This window comes from Paenibacillus vietnamensis (genome assembly GCF_020169515.1).
GTDB lineage: Bacteria > Bacillota > Bacilli > Paenibacillales > Paenibacillaceae > Pristimantibacillus > Pristimantibacillus vietnamensis.
Window position 1 is genome coordinate 43,270 of sequence record NZ_JAHMHW010000027.1, and the last position, 18,902, is coordinate 62,171.

Consider the following 18,902-nt stretch of genomic DNA (forward strand, 5'->3'; position numbering starts at 1 on the left):
AGTGCGCACATGGCCTCAACGTGGATTTGGCGCGGCAGCTACGATCGGCTGGAGGAGGTAAGTGAGGCGCCGGCGCCGGGAGAAGGTGACGCGCTGCCGCCGGTAATCCGGCCGTGGACGGCCGTTAAGCCCGGAGATGCGGTGCTCGCATGGACTGCCAGACGTGCGATTGACAGCGGACGGCTGGAAGGCGCGTGGATATTGAACGGCGGCTGTAGTACGGCTGCCCGTATGCCCGCCGAGGAAAAACGGCGGATTTGGCGGAGAGCGGGCCTGTGCGGCGGCCCTCCGCTCGACAGCGAGCGTGTGTTCCGCGTCAGCGTCGTGCATTTGGAGCCTTTAGAAATAGTGCGTGAGGTGGTTGCCGCCGGGAAAGCTGCCGGAGAGCGTCTGCGGCGTACGGAAGGCTTGGGCAGCGGCATTGGCTTTGTCAATGAGAGCGGATATGAGGTGCGGAGCGGAGCAGAATGGGCGGATCCGTCTTTGGGCGGGAGAAAACGCCAGCCCGGTGCCGGCGGGGGGAGACTTCCGCTGCAGGCGATCGAGGGCGAGACCGGTTATTGGCCGGTTGACCCGGCGATGAGACGGGTCGCGCGAACCGCCGTGCAAGCGCTCTATGCGCTGGGCCTTGATATCGGCGAGGCCGTTGTGGCGCTTGGCGGGGACGGCCGGACGGCGGTACGCGACGCCCGGCCGGGGCTTGCCGACGCGACGCTGGCGGCGGCCGGCTTGCGACGTTTCGCCGCGTGGCATGCGGCCGAGAGCGCGGCGGTGAAGGATCGGCAGCTGCTGATCGGCGCCGATCCGGAGTTTGTGCTGGTGACGCCGTCCGGCAAGGTGGCGGCAGCGTCGCGGTTTTTTGGCGCCGGTGCCGGCGGGGCCGCCGGAGCCGACGCCGTGCTTGTCGGGCGGCGGCTGCTGTACCCCGTCGCCGAGCTGCGGCCCGAGCCGGCCGCCGACCCGGCCGCGCTCGCCGCGAACGTGCGGCGGCTGCTGCTGCGCGCCGCCGGGAAAATCGGCGACCCCGCGCTGCGCTGGGCCGCCGGGGCGATGCCCGTGCCGGGGCTGGCGCTCGGCGGGCACATCCACGTGAGCGGAGCGCCGCTGACCAGCCGCTTGCTCCGCCTGCTCGACAGCTACGCGGCGTTCCCGCTCGCGCTGGTGGAGGACCCCGCCGGGCGTTCCCGCCGTCCCCGATACGGAAAGCTCGGGGACTTTCGCCGGCAGCCGCATGGCGGGTTCGAATACCGCACGCTGCCGAGCTGGCTCGTCTCGCCGCTGGCGGCGAAGGCGGCTTTCGCGATTGCGCTCCTGTGCGCCCGCGAAGCCGCAGCTTTGCCTTACATACCGGCTCTCGACGAGCGGTATGCTGCGGCCTACTATGCCGGCGACCGCACGGAGCTTGCCGGCTGCCTGGACGGGGTGGCGTCGGCGATGGCCGCCACCGCAAGCTATGCCGAGCTGGCGCCGTATATCGAACCGCTGCTCGAGGCGGCACGGCGAGGCTCGGTCTGGGACGAGAGCGCCGATATCCGCGTGAAATGGCGGATTCCGCTTAGGTAGGAGAGGCATGCGCAGCCGATTATTACGGCGAATAGCCTCCTTCGAGGCAGCGGCCGCGGACAACAACTGTATTTTCCAATGGAAAGAGGGACTGTCGGCCGGGTCGTGGCCGCCGTGCGCAGCCGCAGGTACGGCCCGTGCTGTTATGCTTATGGCGATCCTTTGCTTCGCTTGGTATAATGAACATCTGATGTTTACTTTCGAGGAGGATCGGAATGGCAGCATATACTCCGATGATCATGCAGTACCTGGCGATCAAGGAAGAAGCGAAGGACGCTTTTTTATTTTTTAGATTAGGCGATTTCTATGAAATGTTTTTTGAGGATGCCGTGAATGCGTCCCGCGAGCTGGAAATTACACTGACCGGCCGCGAGGGCGGCGGCGAGCAGAAAATTCCGATGTGCGGCGTCCCCTATCATTCTGCGGAGAACTATATCGTCAGACTGGTAGAGAAGGGCTATAAGGTTGCGATCTGCGAGCAGGTTGAGGATCCATCGGCGGCCAAGGGCGTCGTGCGGCGGGAAATCGTACGAATTGTTACGCCGGGCACCGTCATGGAGTCGAAATCGCTGGAAGGGAAATCGAACAACTTCATCGCATCCGTCGTCCGCGCCGGCGGCATGCAGGGTCTGGCTGCGTGCGATTTGTCGACGGGGGAGCTGTACGTCACCTCCTTCCCCGAGCAGCTGGAGGCGCTGATCGATGAAATTAACGTGTATCAGCCTTCCGAGCTCGTCGGCGACGGCGAGCTGCTGGAGAAGGTGAAGGCCGCTTCCTCGTGGGGCCGCCAGACGCCGCTCACGCCTCGCGAGCCGATGGCGGCGGAAAGGCTGGCCGGGCAGTTCGGGGGAGCTGAGCTGGACAAGCTGTCGGCAGCCAGGCTGCGCGCGGTCAGCGTGCTAGCAGGTTATCTGGACGAAACGCAGAAGCGTTCGCTTGGCCACGTTCGCTCCATAACGGCATACGAGCCGAACCAATATATGATACTTGATCATTATACGCGCAGAAATCTGGAGCTTACCGAAACGGTGAGAGACCGCAGCAAAAAGGGCTCGCTCCTCTGGCTGCTCGACCGCACGCAGACTTCGATGGGCGCTCGCATGCTGAGACGCTGGATCGATAAGCCGCTGCTCAGCAGCAAAGCGGTGGAGGCCAGGCTTGACGCGGTGGAAACGCTGTACCTCGATCTGATTTTGCGCGAGGATATCCGGTCCGAGCTGCAGCCGATTTACGATCTGGAGCGGCTCGTCGGGCGCGTCGCGTTCGGAAGCGCAAACGGCAGGGACCTGAACGCGCTGCGCAGCTCCTTGCGCCGCATTCCGCGGCTGACCGCACTGTGCGAGCAGTCCGGCTCGCAGGTGCTCCAGGAAGCCGTTGCAGGCTCGGACGACTGCGCGGATTTGGCCGATCTCATCGAAACGGTGCTCGTCGACGAGCCGCCGGTCGCGATTCGCGAAGGCGGCCTTATCCGCGAAGGTTATGACGAGTATTTGGACCAGCTCCGCGAAGCAAGCACCAACGGCAAAAAATGGCTCGCCGAGCTGGAGCGCCGGGAGCGCGAAGCGACCGGCATCAAATCGCTTAAGATCGGCTACAACAAGGTGTTCGGCTATTATCTGGAGGTATCGAAGGCGAATATCGGCATGCTGCCGGAAGGACGCTACGAGCGCAAGCAGACGCTGGCCAACGCGGAGCGTTATGTCACGCCCGAGCTGAAAGAAAAAGAACGGCTGATCCTCGAAGCCGAAGACAAAATGATCGACCTCGAATACGAGCGGTTCATCGAGCTCAGAGACCGTCTGGCGCTTCATCTGCATCGCCTGCAGAAGGCTGCCGCAATCATAGCGGAGCTAGACGCGTACCAGTCGCTTGCGACGGTAAGCGCCGAGCGCCGGTTTACAAGGCCGAAGGTGAACGAGAATTACGATCTCGTCATCGAAGACGGCAGGCATCCCGTCGTAGAGGCGATGATGGACGGCACGCCGTTCATCGCCAACGGAACCGCCCTGCAAAAGGACGATCGCTTTATGCTGCTCATTACGGGGCCTAATATGGCCGGCAAAAGCACGTACATGCGTCAGGTGGCGCTAATCTGTATCATGGCGCAAATCGGCTGCTTCGTTCCGGCGAAATCGGCGGTCATCCCGCTGATCGACCGGATCTTTACCCGGATAGGCGCCGCGGACGATTTGATCGGCGGGCAAAGTACGTTTATGGTGGAAATGAAGGATATTCAGGCGATGACCGAAAAAGCGACGGCGAACAGTCTCGTCATCATCGACGAGCTGGGCCGCGGCACTTCAACCGGGGAAGGAATGGCGATCGCGCAGGCGGTTATCGAGTACGTGCATCATCATATCGGCTGCAAGGCGCTTGTCTCGACCCATTTCCACGAGCTGGCTCATCTGGAGGAGTCCCTTCCTTCCCTGACAAACGCGCGAATGGCCGTAGAAGAAGCCGGCGACCACGTTACGTTTCTAAGGAAGCTGGTTGCCGGCGCCGCAAGCACGAGCTACGGCATCTATTGCGCGCGGCTTGCCGGACTGCCGCAGTCGATTATCGGCAGAGCTTACGAGCTGCTGGACGATGCGGGGAACGCGCAGCCGCTGCCGGAACCGGCCGCATTAACAGATATATCAGAGCTGCCGCAGCAGCCCGATAAGGTGATGGAGAGCAAGCAAATCGTTCAGCTCTCGATTTTCGACGAACCGGCCGCGGCCGCCGAATCGGAGCCTAAGGGGCGTAAGGCGACCCCTAAGGCCGAGCAGGTCGCCGAGCAGCTGCGGAAGCTGGACTTGTTTAATATAACGCCGATGCAGGCGATGCAGTGGCTGAACGAGATGAAGATCAAGCTTAACAGCTAAGAGAGAGGGGGGGAGGTCAGCCATGGGGAAAATCAAAATATTGGACGAGCAGCTGGCCAACCAGATTGCAGCCGGCGAGGTTGTCGAGCGGCCCGCTTCGGTCGTCAAGGAGCTGGTCGAAAACGCCGTTGACGCAGGCAGCACTACGATCGATATTACGATCGAAGAAGGCGGCCTGACATTGATCCGGGTCGTCGACAACGGCTTCGGCATCGAAGCTTCGGATATCGCAACTGCCTTCCAGCGCCATGCCACGAGCAAAATCGCCACAAGCAGCGATCTGTTCCGGATCGCCAGCCTCGGCTTTCGCGGCGAGGCGCTCCCGAGTATCGCCGCCGTGTCCCGCCTGCAATGCCTGTCCGCCGATAGCGAATCGGGGCTGGCCAGGCGAATCGTCATCGAAGGGGGCACGGTAACGGCGGACGAGCCGTCAAATGCGCCGCAGGGCACGGATATGACGGTGCGCGATTTATTTTACAATACGCCCGCCCGTTTGAAGTACATGAAAGCGATCCAGACGGAGCTCGGCCACATATCGGATTACGTCAACCGGATCGCGCTTGCGCATCCGGGGATCGCTTTTACGTTCAAGCATAACGGTAACGTGCTGCTGCGCACGCTCGGTACCGGCGACAGGCTGCAGGTGATCGCGGCGGTATACGGTACGAACACCGCAAAGGTCATGCTGCCGGTCGAAGCCGAGACCGCGGATTACCAGCTCAGCGGCTATTTGTCGAAGCCGGAGCTAACCAGGGCGAACCGCAATGCCATCACCGTCATCGTGAACGGGCGGTATATTCGGAGCCACGCGGTTAATCAAGCACTGCTGCAGGCATACCATACGCTGCTGCCGATCAACCGGTATCCGCTTGCGGTGCTGGAGCTGGGCATGCATCCGAGCCTGCTCGACGTTAATGTCCATCCTTCGAAGATGGAGGTCAGATTCAGCAAGGAGCCTGAGCTTCGCGCCTTGATCGAATCGGCGGTAAAGCAGGTTTTGGCGCGCCAGAGACATATTCCCGGACCGGATTCCGTCCGCAGGCAGGAGCGTTCGAAGCCGGTGTTCGTCCAGGACGCCATTTCGTTTCACCGGCCGGAGCCCGCCACGATGCCGGCTTCGAATTCGGCTCCGGCGGCTGCTCCGAGGCCTTCATCGCAGTCGTACTCCGGCCGAACGCCGGCCGCAGCGCCTCGGCCGCAGCCGCCGGAGCGTGAATACGTGCCGCGGAACGCGGCGGAAAAACTGTACGCTCCGGCAGTACGGCATGACGGCTATGCCGTATGCGAGACGCCTCAGCCGCCCGTAGAGCCTGAGATGCCGGGCAGCCTTGCGGCCGAAGCCGGAGACCGCGAGCAGTTCGATACGCTGCCGAATCCACAAGGCAATACAGCGGCATCGGAAGATGAGCAGCCCGCTTTCCCGGAGCTGCACTGGATCGGACAGCATCATGGAACGTATCTAATAGCCGAATCCGAAGACGGTCTTTATTTGATCGACCAGCATGCCGCGCATGAACGGATTAATTATGAATACTTTTTTCACAAATTTGGGAATCCTGAACCTGCCAGCCAGACGCTGCTCGTTCCGCTTACGTTGGAGTTCACCTCCGGTGAAGCTGCCCAGCTTCGCGAGCTGCTGCATTTATTCGCGCAGGCGGGCGTAGAGCTGGAGCCGTTCGGCTCCCAGACGTTTCTCGTCCGTTCTTATCCGGAATGGATGCCGCAGGGCGAGGAGCAGGCGGTGCTCGAGGAAATGGCCGAGCTGGTTTTATCGGAACGCAAATCCATCCATATTGCCAAGCTGCGCGAGAAAGCCGCGATCATGTGCGCATGCAAGGCTTCGATAAAAGCAAACGACAGAATGAACCGTGAGGAAGGCGAAGCGCTGCTGGCCAGATTGTCCCAGTGCAAGCAGCCGTATACTTGTCCGCACGGCCGTCCGATTATCGTTCATTTATCCGGCTACCAGCTTGAAAAAATGTTTAAGAGGGTGATGTCTTGATCGTGACCACTTCGGTGAAGCCGTCAAGGCGGGCGCTTAGCCAGGCGGCCCGGCTCGCAGGCGAGCTGTCCGCCCGGCTGCAGGCCCGAGGAAACATGACGGTCCGCAAGCTGCTCTCGCAAAGCAATGACGAAAGAGTGCTCGTCGTTACCGAGCAGGAGGTCCGTTATTACGAGGGGCAGGCGGAGACGCCGCTGTATTTTCATCCGAGCATGGCGTTCGTGCGGGTCAAGCGCCTGCGGCGCGGCGATACGGATCCGCTAATTCAGCTGACCGCTTGCCGGGAAGGAGACCGCATCATCGACTGTACGGCGGGGCTGGCTTCGGATTCTCTTGTATTCGCTTATGCGGCAGGCTCCGGCGGCAGTGTAACGGCGGTCGAAAGCGAGCCCGTGCTCTGTGCGCTCGTGCGGGAAGGGCTTGCCAGCTACGAGACCGGCCTGCCCGACGTCGATGCCGCTATGAGGAGAATCGAAATGCATGGCGGCGACCATCTGCGCTATTTGGAAGGTCTGCCGGATAAGAGCGCGGATATCGTCTATTTCGACCCGATGTTCCGCCAGCCGATTCATGAATCAAGCTCGATGGAGCCGCTCCGCGCCATTGCCAATATGTCGGCGCTATCGCCGGAGTCCATTGATCAAGCGAAAAGAGTCGCCCGCAGATGCGTCATCATGAAGGAGCATCAGACAAGCGGTGAGTTCGATAGGCTCGGCTTTGAGCGAAGGCATGTCAATACGTCCAAAATAGCATATGGAGTGATTGAGCTTTGAAGGAAGAGTTCAGCTGGCCGCGGCAAGCGGCCGAAGACGGATCTGCAGGCAAGCAGCCGCTGCTTGTGCTGATCGGACCGACGGCGGTCGGGAAAACGCGGACGAGTCTTGATATCGCAAAAACATGGAATGCGGAAATCATATCCGGCGATTCGATGCAGGTATACAGGGGCATGGATATCGGTACTGCAAAAATCATGCCTGAAGAACGTGAAGGCATTCCGCATCATCTGATCGACATTTGCGATCCGGAGTACGCTTACTCCGTGGCCGATTTTCAAACGGGCGCAGCCGAAGCGATCGGGCAAATCGCCGGGCGAGGCAGGCTGCCGTTCATCGTCGGGGGGACTGGGCTCTATGTCGAATCGGTCTGCTATCGCTACCGGTTTGCGGAGAACGGCTCGGATGAGCCGTTTCGCCGGGAGCAGGAGCTGTTTGCGGCGGAGCACGGGGCGGAAGCGCTTCACGGAAGGCTTGGAGCCGTCGATCCGGAGGCGGCGCAGCGGCTTCACCCGAACGATTTGAGGCGCGTCATCCGTGCGCTCGAAGTCTATCATTTGACCGGTCAGACCTTCTCCGAGCAGCAGGCCGGCCAGACGAAGGAGTCTCCATACGAGCTGTGTATCATCGGTTTGACGATGGATCGCGCGGAACTGTACCGCAGAATCGAGCAGCGGGTGGATCTGATGATGGAGCAAGGGTTGGTGGAAGAGGTGCAGAGGCTGCTGGCGCGCGATTTGCCTCCAACTGCGGTAGCAATGCAAGGGCTCGGCTATAAGGAAATTGCCAATTATTTGCAAGGAAACTGCTCGTTAGAAGCCGCCGTCGAGCTTCTGAAGCGTGATACCCGAAGGTTTGCAAAGAGGCAGCTTTCCTGGTTCAGGCACATGAAGGATATTCACTGGATTGACATGGGGGAAAATTTTCACAACAATTTGCAGTCCATTCATGCTATAATAGCAGGAAAGTTTCAAGTTGATCTTGAATATACTTCTAATCAATCTTTTAGACGGGGGTAACGTCCAATGAACAAATCAATCAATATTCAAGATACGTTCCTGAATCAGCTGCGCAAGGACAACATACCGGTCACGGTTTTCTTAATGAACGGTTTTCAAATCCGGGGCGTTATTAAAGCTTTCGATAACTTTACGATTATCATAGACAGCGAAGGGCGCCAGCAAATGGTGTACAAACATGCCATTTCGACCTTCACGCCGCAGCGCAACGTATCGCTTATGCAGCAGGATGCCGGGGGCGCCTTGTCTTAAGAGAAGTCATTCGGTGAAACTTTCTAATAACGTGCTTCGTTTAACTAGATAGCGGCATGCAGGAGCAACCCGCTCAAAGACGGGTTGCTCTTGTCATTTCGTGGTAAAGATAGAATAGACGGACTACGGTTCAACAGGAGGGAGTCGGCAACATGGCTGAGCGACCAAGCAGCAAGACTGCATCGAAACAAAAGAAGAGGAAAAGGAAAGTATCGGGACGCACATGGTTTTACGGGCTGTTTTTTACGGCGGCTGTCGCAATCGTCTGCGGAATTATCGGGTATTTGCTTATTATTTTGAACGGCGAACGCATATTGGCGGAGAACGGCAGCAAGCTTAACTTCGGCGAAGCGTCGATTCTGTACGATGCGAACGGGCAGGAAATCGCCACCATCAAGCTGGGAACGGATAACCGCGAGATCGCGGAATATTCTGAAATACCGGAGCAATTGCTGAACGCGGTCGTCGCGACCGAGGATCAGCGCTTCTACGAGCATTCGGGCATTGACTTTTTCGCGATCGGACGGGCCGTCGTGAAGGACGTTATCGCCAGAAGCGCGGTCGAGGGCGGAAGCACCATTACACAGCAGCTTGCGAAAAACGTATTCCTGACGGCGGATAAAACCTTTTTCCGCAAAGCGACGGAGGCGTCGATCGCAGTCGCGCTGGAGCATAAAATGTCGAAGCCGGAAATTTTGACGATGTATTTGAACCGGATCCATTTCGGTAAGGGTATTTCGGGCGTGAAAGCCGCCGCCAAATATTATTTTAACAGCGAGCTTAAGGATTTGGAGCTTTGGCAAATCGCCACGCTTGCCGCCATGCCGAAAGGGCCGAACCGATACAATCCGATCAACGATCCGGAAGCGTCCATGAACAGGCGGGCTGTCGTATTGAGTCTGATGCAGGATCAGGGTTATATTACGGCTGCCGAAGCTGCGGAGGCCAAAGCGGTCGTGTATGAGCAGCCCGCGAACCTGGAAGAGGATCAATCGACCGACTTTCAGGAGTTTATCGATTACGCTGTGGAAGAAGCGATGGAAATTACGAAGCTTACCGAAGAGGAAATTCGCGTAGGCGGCTTCAAAATTTATACGACCATGGATCAGCAGGCCCAAACGTCTATGGATAATCAATTCGCAAACGACGACAATTTCGAGAAAAGCAAGGACGATCAAATCGTTCAAGGGGCTATGATCATCATGGACCATCGCGACGGCACCATTAAAGCGATGGCCGGCGGCAGGGATTATATTTACAAGGGCATCACGCATAATCGGGTGCTCGTCAAGCGACAGCCGGGTTCGGCATTCAAGCCGATCATCGCGTACGGCCCGGCGCTTGAAACCGGCGGTATGACACCGTCGACGATATTGACGAACGATCAGAAATGCTTCGGCAGCTATTGTCCGACCGACAGGTGGGGCCCTACGCCGGTATCGATGACTCAGGCGATCAAGGACTCCCGAAATTTGGCGGCAGTATGGACGCTGAATCAGGTCGGGCTGAAGCAAGCTTTTGATTTCGCAGGAAGGCTGGGCTTTGAGCTTGCTGATGAAGACAAGAACCTTACCGCCGCGCTCGGCGGGCTGACCTACGGTACGACTCCGATGGAGATGGCGACCGCCTACAGCGTATTTGCGAACGGCGGCCGGTCGGTCGATCCGCACTCCGTCGTCAAGATCGAAGGGAAAAATTATTCGTATACGTACGAGGCGCCGGCTTCGAAGCAGCTGATGTCCGAGCGTACGGCTGCCTATTTGACCGACATGATGCAAACGGTCGTACAGAAGGGCGGTACGGGCGTAAGAGCAGCGATTAACCGTCCCGTTGCCGGTAAGACCGGTACGACCCAGCACGGTATTAAAGGCTTTTCCGGCGACGGAATCAAGGATGCCTGGTTTGTCGGATACACGCCGGAGTGGACAGCAGCCGTCTGGATGGGATACGATAAAACAGATTTGGATCATTATCTGAAGACTGGAGGCAGCCAATCGGCCGCACTGTTCGGCAAAGTCATGAGGGATGCCATGAAGAACGTGCCGATTACCGGCTTCAACAGGCCGCAGGAAGTCGTCGAAGAAGAAGAGCCGCCGGCGGCGATTACGAATTTTAACGCTGTGTTTGTCGAGGAAGAAATGAAGGTAAAACTTTCCTGGGATCCGGTTCAGGAAGGCGAAGTCACGTATACGGTATTCCGCAAGGAAGCCTCCGAAACGGAATTTATCAGGTTCGTCGATGCGCTCACGACGTCAGAAGTCGACGATATGAGCGCGTTCCCGGGCATGACTTACGAGTACTACGTCGTTGCTTATAATGCCGAAACCGATAAGCAAGGCGAGCCATCGCGGGCGATAAAAGTTACGATACCGGAGACAGAGATTATTCCGGATGTTCCGCTGGAGCCTGATCCTACCGTTCCGGACGCCGGGGAATTGACGCCTCCCGCAGAAGACGGAGGAGAAGCGACACCGGATCCTGAGGCAACGGAGCAGCCGGAAGCGACGGAGCAGCCCGAAGAGGGCGGCGTAACGGAAGAGCCGATCCCGACGCCGGAAATTCCGCTTGGCGGGAATGAGGGCGGCGGCGAGAACGCATTAGAGAACAACACGGACACCGGCGGCAATACGTAAGGAACGGGTGGTTAATGATGGCGATTGGAAAACAGGCGCGAATGACTTGTTTATTCATTCTTTTGGCCGGCGTTATGCTGCTGGCGGCATGCGGCAGCAAAGCCGACGGGAAGAATGGGCACGAAGGAAGCGCAGCCGCTTCAGCGAAGACGATTAGCTGGGATAAGATGCCGGAAATGGCGATTGATCTTAACAAGTCGTACAGCGCGAAGTTTCAAACGACGAAAGGCGATTTTACCGTGAAGCTGTTTGCAAGCGAAGCACCGGTTACGGTTAACAATTTTGTGTTTTTGGCGCGTGAAGGTTTTTACAATGGTCTAACGTTCCACAGTGTGATCGAATCGTTTATGATTCAGAGCGGCGATCCGAAAGGGAACGGCACGGGCACACCGGGTTATTCGATACCGGATGAGCTGGATACCGATAGGAAGTATGAGCCTGGCATCGTTGCTATGGCCAACGCGAACAAGCCGAATTCGGGCGGAAGCCAGTTTTTTATTTGTACCGGTCCCGATGCCGCTAACTTGAACCGGGAACCGAAATATACGATTTTCGGCAAGGTGGAAAGCGGTATGGACGTTGTTATGGCGATCGGAGAAACGCCGACCAAAAATAACGTTCCAACTGAAGATATCGTTATAAAGTCCATTGAAATTGTAGCCGTTTAACGAAAAGCTCTGTCCTTCCGGACAGCGCTTTTTGTTATTTCAGGCAATTGCGACAGGCAGTGCTTGGTTTATTTTGGCTGTCGGCTGGAGATGGACGTTAAGTTATGGTAAGCTTTTTTTATAGGATGATTCCAATTGTCGTAGGCGACGAACCGGCGGTTGCGATGCTTGTCGCCTTGCAGCAGCCGAGCAGCTTTGCAGGCTTTGCCCAAATGAACGGAAAGGTACGTTCCGAATGAAGAGAAAATTTTCAGACCGGGCGAACTGGCGACGTATCTTGCGCAAGAGCTATACTTGCCTGGCGCTTGACGGCGAAGAGTTCAAAGGTCTCGTGACGTTTTACCGGATTCATGAATTGCGTGAGCCGCTTTGGAAGGAATACAACGGACGCCGACTTTGCCTTGCCGACCGGGGATATTTATGGATGCAGCATTTTCCGAGGGGCGAGCACTTTGTCGTTACGACGATGTTCGATGACAAGGGGCGTGTCGTGCAATGGTATATCGATGTATGCAAGACGCAGGGATTAACCGATCAGCAGGTGCCTTGGTTTGACGATCTTTACTTGGATGTGGTCGTGCTTCCAAGCGGAGAGGTGTTTCTGATGGATGAGGATGAGCTGGAGGACGCTCTGAGGCAAGGAGACGTCAGCGGCAAGGATGTCGCCTTGGCGAGGAAGACGGCGGGCAGGCTGCTTTCTAGCATCCGAAACGGCCGGTTCCGCTATTTCACTCTTAGCCTGAAGCACAGGAAAAGCCTGATGGAAAGAACCGGGGAGCTTAGCGAATCATGATAGCTGCCTCAAAACGAAGGAGCAGCCCGCGCAAACGAACGAAGAAAGCTCGTCCGTGGCTGCTCCTGTTTCGTGCTGCTGCCTGGCTGATTTGCGCCGGCGTGTTCTGGTTCGGATATTTGCTTTGGCTAATCAATGGGTTTGATACGACCAAACCGATCGCGAAGGCGGATGCCGGCATCGTTTTAGGCGCTGCCCTCTGGAATGATGTGCCGAGCCCCGCATTAAAGGAACGGCTCGATTTTGCTTATGAGCTGATTACGTTAGGCAAGGTGGACAAGCTCATTCTGTCCGGAGGCCTGGGCGCAAACGGGGCTACGAAAACAGAGGCCGAGGGTATGCGGGATTATTTGATTGCAAAAGGTATAACGGAAGACAAGCTGTTACTAGAAAATGCCTCGACAAGCACGTATGAGAATTTGCTCAATAGCCGGAAAATAGCGGAAGACGGCAAGCTGAAGGAGCTTGTGATCATTACTCACGATTACCATGCCGCTCGGGCCAAGGAAATGGCCGGCCAGCTGGATTACGGCGACTTTCAGGTTGCCGCCACGAAATCAAAAGTGCTGAATCCGGTCTTTAACGAAGCGCGCGAAGTGCTTGCCTTTACGAAATGGAAGCTGGACCTGGCGCTGCTCACTCTGGGCGCCCGCTCTCCCGATTCGATGCTGTGATTCTGCTAATATGCGGCTGCAAGCTAGAATAAACTTGTAGTGCGGTCAGCCGCTATTTCGCTTTCGAAGCAAAGGACAGGTGATGCGACAGATGAGTGGACACGTCATATCAGGACCCGGCAATGGAACCGCAAGACCTTCCAGGCAAATCAACGTCGTTCTTCGAAGTCAGGATTCCTTCCAGACAACGGCATCCGCCCATGCGCTGGAGCCGGAATCACTTCCGCCAGTCAAACCGCTTCCGAGTGTGGACCATTATGCGGATATCCAGAAGGAACTCGAGCCGATGATCGGAATGGACAACGTCAAATCGCTTGTTTATGAAATATACGCATTGCTGTACATCAGCCGGATGCGCTCGGAGGCCGGATTATCGGGCGGGTCCCAGGTGTATCATATGATTTTCAAGGGCAACCCCGGAACGGGAAAGACGACGATCGCCCGCATTGTAGCAAAGCTGTTCCAGAAGATGGGGGTTCTGTCAAAGGGGCATCTCATCGAGGTGGAACGGGCGGATCTTGTCGGCGAATACATCGGACACACGGCTCAAAAAACCCGCGACCTTGTACGCAAGGCGATTGGCGGCGTGCTGTTTGTCGATGAGGCTTACAGCCTTGCGCGGGGGGGAGAAAAGGATTTCGGCAAGGAAGCGATCGATACGCTGGTTAAGGCGATGGAGGATCACCGGAATCAATTCGTGCTTATACTGGCGGGTTATCCCGCCGAGATCGAGGATTTTTTGCTGACGAATCCGGGATTGCCGTCCAGGTTTCCGATACAGATCGAATTTCCCGATTATTCGGTCGATCAATTGATCCAAATCGGCGAGCTGATGGCCAAAGACCGCGATTATGTGCTGCTGCCGCAGACGGTGTTCAAGCTGAGGCAGCATCTGATGCAGGAGAAGCAAAATACGATGTTTTCATTCAGCAATGCCAGATATGTGAGAAATTCGATAGAGAAGGCGATCCGGTATCAGGCCGTACGATTGCTTAATCATTTTGCGAATTCCATTCCCCCGAAGCAGGAGCTGATGACGATCCGGCCGGAGGATTTGAAGTGGGAATCGAAGATTTAACGAAGCCTTGGCTGAGAAGGGGTATGACATGAGCGGCAAAACCTATGAAACGAATCCGAACGTAACCGAGAAAGCCATTCTTATCAGCCTTGTAACTTCCGATGATAAACGGAAGGGGACGGATCCCGGGCAGTCCTTGGCCGAGCTGGCGCAGCTGACGGAAACGGCCGGCGTCGAAGTGCTGACGGCGCTGGTGCAAAACAAGGAAACTGCGGATACCAGGTGGTTTATCGGCAAAGGGAAAGTGCAGGAGGTTAAAGCGCTGGCCGAGGAGCTGGGCGCAACGACGGCGATTTTCGATCAGGAGCTTTCAGGCGCCCAGGTGAGGAATTTGGAGGAAGCGCTGGATTTGAAAATCATCGACCGGACACAGCTGATTTTGGATATTTTCGCCGGGCGCGCCAAAACCCGGGAAGGGATCATTCAGGTTGAGCTCGCACAGCTTAGTTATTTGCTGCCCCGTTTGTCGGGTCACGGCAAAAATCTGTCCCGGCTGGGCGGCGGCATCGGTACGCGAGGACCCGGCGAAACGAAGCTGGAAACGGACCGGCGTCATATCCGTAAGCGGATTTCCGACCTGAAAGCCGTACTGGGGGAAGTCGTCAGGCACAGGAAGCTGCATCGCGAACGGCGAAAGAAAAACGGGCTCGTTCAGGTTGCGCTTGTCGGCTATACGAATGCGGGCAAGTCGACGCTGCTGCGCGAGCTTACACAGGCCGATGTATATGTGGAGGACCAACTGTTCGCTACGCTGGATCCGACTTCACGGCTGCTGAAGCTGCCGAACGGCCGCGAAGTGATTTTGACGGATACGGTCGGCTTCATTCAAAATTTGCCGCATGATCTCGTTGCCGCCTTTCGAGCGACGCTTGAAGAGGTTTGCGAGGCGGATCTGGTCCTGCATGTGATCGACAGCAGCTCGCCGGCGCGCGATGATCAGATCGATGTCGTGCACCGCATTTTGGAAGAGCTTGGCGCTTCGGATAAGCCGTTCATCAAGGTGTACAATAAAAAAGACCTATGCGGGCCTGCCGGGGCTCTGACGAATTTGCCTGTTTCTACCGGCGGCCATCTCGTTATCAGCGCTTATGATCAGGAGGATTTGGAGCTGCTTCTCCATGCCATCCAGGATAAAATCAGCGGCGGAACGGTCGTCTTTAATTTGCCTGCAGAACGCGGCGATCTGATTGCACTCGCGTACCGCAGCGGAGAAGTTATCGGCCAAGAGGTAAATGAGGAATCACTCAAACTGACCGTACAGATCAGCGCCCAGCAATACGAGCAGCACGGGCATCAGCTGCAGCCATACATAGATTTGCACTAAGGGAGAAGATACCGGAATGAATGAGCAGCACGATAAACAGAAATTATGGGAGCAGCTGGAGGGGCTCGCGGACCTTGCAGAGAGGCGGGCCGAACCTTCTTTCCGCAAAATCGACCGGATAGCCGAGCGCAATCAGTGGAAAGTTATTGAAGCGTTCAAGCGTCATCAAGTCAGCGATTTTCATTTTACCGGATCTACAGGATACGGCTATAACGACCGCGGCCGGGAAATTCTCGATCTCGTCTATTCAGACGTGATGGGGGCCGAAGCCGCGATCGTTAGGCCTCATTTTGTTTCCGGGACGCATACGATCAGCTGCGCACTATTCGGTGTTCTGCGGCCCGGCGACCAGCTGCTTTATGTAACGGGAAAGCCGTACGACACCCTGCATAAGGTGATCGGCAAGCCGGGCGACGGCAAGGGCTCGCTGCAGGATTGGGGAGTCAAGTACGCCGAGGTGCCGCTGCTGCATGACGGAGGACTCGATTGGGAAGGCATCGAGAACGCCATTCGTCCGGAAACGAAGGTGATCGGCATACAGCGTTCCCGCGGTTATGACTGGCGCGCTTCATTTACGGTCGCTGAAATCGGAGAAATCGTCGCACGCGTGAAAGCGATCAAGCCGGATGTCATCGTTTTTGTCGATAACTGCTACGGGGAGTTTACGGAGCTTGAGGAGCCTACCCAGGTCGGGGTCGATCTGATGGCGGGTTCACTGATTAAAAATCCCGGGGGAGGGCTGGCCGAAACGGGAGGATATATTGCCGGTACCGCCGCTGCGGTGGAGGCTGCCGCTTTCCGTCTGACGGCCCCGGGAATCGGCGGGGAAGTCGGAGCTATGCTTGGAACGCTTCGTCCGATGTATCAAGGATTGTTTCTGGCTCCCCATTTCGTAGGACAAGCCGTCAAAGGAAGTGTCCTTGCAGCTGCTCTGTTCGAAGAGCTAGGCTTTGAGACGAAGCCGCGGTGGGAGGATCCGCGCACCGATTTGATTCAAGCGGTCCGCTTTGGACAAGCCGATCATCTCATTGCCTTCGTACAGGGAATACAGCAGGCGGCTGCCGTGGATTCACATGTCGTGCCGGAGCCTTGGGACATGCCCGGCTACGAGAACGAGGTTATTATGGCCGCCGGCACCTTTATTCAGGGCGGCAGTCTGGAGTTGTCCGCAGACGCTCCGATTCGCGAGCCTTACATCGCTTATATGCAAGGCGGATTAACTTACGCCCATGCGAAATATGGGGTTTTAACGGCGTTATACCGGCTTGTCGAGAAGGGTTTAATTGTGATTAAACCTTACATAACTTGACACATTTATAGGATAACGTATAGAATGAACATATAAATGAGCGACTGGAAGGTTGATGCGACATGGCTGATGAGATTCGCAGAAATATGGCCTTATTTCCAATCGGCATCGTAATGAAGCTGACGGATTTGACGGCCCGTCAAATCCGCTATTACGAGCAGCACGAATTAATTGTGCCTGCCAGGACGTCCGGAAATCAGAGGCTGTTTTCCTTCAACGACGTGGAAAGGCTGCTGGAAATTAAATCATTAATAGAAAAAGGCGTAAATATCGCCGGCATCAAGCAAGTTATGAATCCGGTTTCTAAGGAATCGGAAGAGGCTACAATCGTAAGCGAGCAATCCGAAGTGAAGCGCAGAGAGCTTTCCGATCAACAGCTGCATCGTATGCTGAAACAGCAGCTGCTTGAGAAAAGGCCGGGTCAAGCGTCACTTATTCAGGGCCAGCTGACCCGTTTCTTGAATAAGCGTTAAGAGGCTGTAACCACGATTCGCAAACAAAGGAGATGATTGTGTGAGCTACACCAAAGACGATATCAGACGCATTGCCAAGGAACAAAATGTCCGTTTTATCCGTCTGCAATTTACCGATTTGCTGGGAACGATCAAAAACGTTGAAATCCCGGTCAGCCAGCTGGATAAAGCACTCGATAATAAAATGATGTTCGACGGATCTTCCATCGAGGGTTACGTTCGTATTGAAGAATCTGACATGTACTTATACCCGGATCTCGATACATGGGTTGTTTTCCCATGGGTGCAAGAGGATCGGGTAGCCCGTTTAATTTGTGATATCTATATGCCTGATGGTACGCCTTTCGCAGGTGACCCGCGAGGTATTTTGAAGCGTGTGCTGAAGGAAGCCGAAGAGATGGGCTATTCGTCTATGAACGTCGGTCCCGAGCCGGAGTTTTTCCTGTTCAAGACGGATGACCGGGGAGAGCCTACGACCGAGCTGAACGACCAAGGCGGCTATTTCGATTTGGCGCCGATGGACATGGGCGAGAACTGCCGCCGCGAAATCGTCTTGACGCTGGAAGAAATGGGCTTTGAGATCGAAGCGTCCCACCACGAAGTTGCACCGGGGCAGCATGAAATCGACTTCAAATATGCCGATGCCATTAAGGCGGCGGACCAGATCCAGACGTTTAAGCTGGTCGTCAAAACGATCGCCCGGGTACACGGCCTGCACGCTTCCTTCATGCCTAAACCGTTATTTGGCGTGAACGGCTCCGGCATGCACTGCCACCAGTCGTTGTTCCAAGGGGATACAAACGTGTTTTACGACGAGAAGGACAAGCTGGGCCTAAGCAACATCGCCCGTCAATATATGGCCGGTATTTTGCAGCATGCCCGTGCGATGGCAGCGGTAACGAATCCGACGGTCAATTCTTATAAGCGTCTTGTTCCTGGCTATGAAGCGCCTTGTTATGTCGCTTGGTCTGCAAGCAACCGCTCGCCGATGATCAGGATTCCGGCATCCCGCGGCCTCAGCACCCGCGTCGAGGTCCGCAACCCGGATCCGGCTGCGAATCCGTATTTGGCGCTTGCCGTTATGCTGAAGGCAGGCCTGGACGGCATTGCCAACAAGCTGCCTCTGCCGGCTCCAACGGATCGCAATATTTACATTATGACGGAGGAAGAGCGCATCGATGCGGGCATTCCAAGTTTGCCGCTGGATCTTAAGGAAGCTTTGGACGAAATGCTGCGCAGCGACATCGTCTGCGAAGCGCTTGGCGATCACGCGCTTGCACATTTCTACGAGCTTAAAGAAATCGAGTGGGATATGTACCGGACCCAGGTTCACCAGTGGGAGCGCGATCAGTATTTGACTCTCTACTAAGTATAAAAAATGAAAAGGCAGAAAGCCCGGTGCGATCACCGGGCTTTCTGCCTTTTGTGCGCTTGGCAGCGCAATCGACTAAGGAGTGGAAGTCTCCAGTACACCGCG

At 56.4% G+C, this 18,902-nt stretch carries 16 protein-coding genes; all 16 read left to right on the plus strand.

Translation table 11 applies throughout. The features are described 5' to 3' along the window. Positions 1–9: 9 nt before the first annotated feature. The 16 genes from KP806_RS26295 to glnA all read left to right on the plus strand — a co-directional run bounded on the left by KP806_RS26295 (position 10) and on the right by glnA (position 18,794). On the plus strand, positions 10–1,563 hold the full coding sequence (locus tag KP806_RS26295) for a putative amidoligase domain-containing protein (protein ID WP_224726715.1): 1,554 nt from the start codon (positions 10–12) through the stop codon (positions 1,561–1,563). 215 nt (positions 1,564–1,778) lie between these two features. Beyond that, a complete protein-coding gene (mutS, locus tag KP806_RS26300; RefSeq protein ID WP_224726716.1) occupies positions 1,779–4,427 on the plus strand; it encodes a DNA mismatch repair protein MutS in 2,649 nt (882 codons plus the stop codon). A 22-nt stretch (positions 4,428–4,449) separates the two neighbouring features. Beyond that, positions 4,450–6,429, plus strand: a complete 1,980-nt coding sequence (gene mutL, locus KP806_RS26305) for a DNA mismatch repair endonuclease MutL (protein ID WP_224726717.1) — start codon at positions 4,450–4,452, stop codon at positions 6,427–6,429. Between the two features lie 2 nt (positions 6,430–6,431). Further along, positions 6,432–7,202: a class I SAM-dependent methyltransferase gene (locus KP806_RS26310; protein ID WP_318153839.1), complete on the plus strand. Its 771-nt coding sequence runs from the start codon at positions 6,432–6,434 to the stop codon at positions 7,200–7,202. Then, positions 7,199–8,221, plus strand: coding sequence for a tRNA (adenosine(37)-N6)-dimethylallyltransferase MiaA (gene miaA, locus KP806_RS26315; RefSeq protein ID WP_397376435.1), 1,023 nt, complete (start codon positions 7,199–7,201; stop codon positions 8,219–8,221). The genes KP806_RS26310 and miaA overlap by 4 nt, the downstream gene beginning before the upstream one ends. 6 nt (positions 8,222–8,227) lie before the next feature. Beyond that, positions 8,228–8,473, plus strand: a complete 246-nt coding sequence (hfq, locus tag KP806_RS26320; RefSeq protein ID WP_224726719.1) for an RNA chaperone Hfq — start codon at positions 8,228–8,230, stop codon at positions 8,471–8,473. A 152-nt stretch (positions 8,474–8,625) separates the two neighbouring features. Next, positions 8,626–11,106: a transglycosylase domain-containing protein gene (locus KP806_RS26325; protein ID WP_224726720.1), complete on the plus strand. Its 2,481-nt coding sequence runs from the start codon at positions 8,626–8,628 to the stop codon at positions 11,104–11,106. 17 nt (positions 11,107–11,123) lie between these two features. Further along, a complete protein-coding gene (locus KP806_RS26330) occupies positions 11,124–11,774 on the plus strand; it encodes a peptidylprolyl isomerase (protein ID WP_224726721.1) in 651 nt (216 codons plus the stop codon). A 104-nt stretch (positions 11,775–11,878) separates the two neighbouring features. Then, positions 11,879–12,013, plus strand: a complete 135-nt coding sequence (locus KP806_RS27720; RefSeq protein WP_263575891.1) for a hypothetical protein — start codon at positions 11,879–11,881, stop codon at positions 12,011–12,013. Beyond that, on the plus strand, positions 12,010–12,567 hold the full coding sequence (locus KP806_RS26335) for a DUF402 domain-containing protein (protein WP_224726722.1): 558 nt from the start codon (positions 12,010–12,012) through the stop codon (positions 12,565–12,567). Before KP806_RS27720 ends, KP806_RS26335 begins: the two co-directional genes overlap by 4 nt. Then, on the plus strand, positions 12,564–13,241 hold the full coding sequence (locus KP806_RS26340; RefSeq protein WP_224726723.1) for a YdcF family protein: 678 nt from the start codon (positions 12,564–12,566) through the stop codon (positions 13,239–13,241). Before KP806_RS26335 ends, KP806_RS26340 begins: the two co-directional genes overlap by 4 nt. A 91-nt stretch (positions 13,242–13,332) precedes the next feature. Then, on the plus strand, positions 13,333–14,319 hold the full coding sequence (locus tag KP806_RS26345; protein WP_224726724.1) for an AAA family ATPase: 987 nt from the start codon (positions 13,333–13,335) through the stop codon (positions 14,317–14,319). A 28-nt stretch (positions 14,320–14,347) separates the two neighbouring features. Next, positions 14,348–15,643, plus strand: coding sequence for a GTPase HflX (gene hflX, locus KP806_RS26350; protein WP_224726725.1), 1,296 nt, complete (start codon positions 14,348–14,350; stop codon positions 15,641–15,643). A 16-nt stretch (positions 15,644–15,659) separates the two neighbouring features. Further along, positions 15,660–16,952: a methionine gamma-lyase family protein gene (locus tag KP806_RS26355; protein WP_224726726.1), complete on the plus strand. Its 1,293-nt coding sequence runs from the start codon at positions 15,660–15,662 to the stop codon at positions 16,950–16,952. A 62-nt stretch (positions 16,953–17,014) separates the two neighbouring features. Beyond that, positions 17,015–17,425 (plus strand): MerR family transcriptional regulator, encoded by a 411-nt coding sequence (locus KP806_RS26360; RefSeq protein ID WP_224726727.1) that lies wholly within the window; start codon positions 17,015–17,017, stop codon positions 17,423–17,425. Between the two features lie 40 nt (positions 17,426–17,465). Then, positions 17,466–18,794: a type I glutamate--ammonia ligase gene (glnA, locus tag KP806_RS26365; protein WP_224726728.1), complete on the plus strand. Its 1,329-nt coding sequence runs from the start codon at positions 17,466–17,468 to the stop codon at positions 18,792–18,794. Positions 18,795–18,902 lie beyond the last annotated feature (108 nt).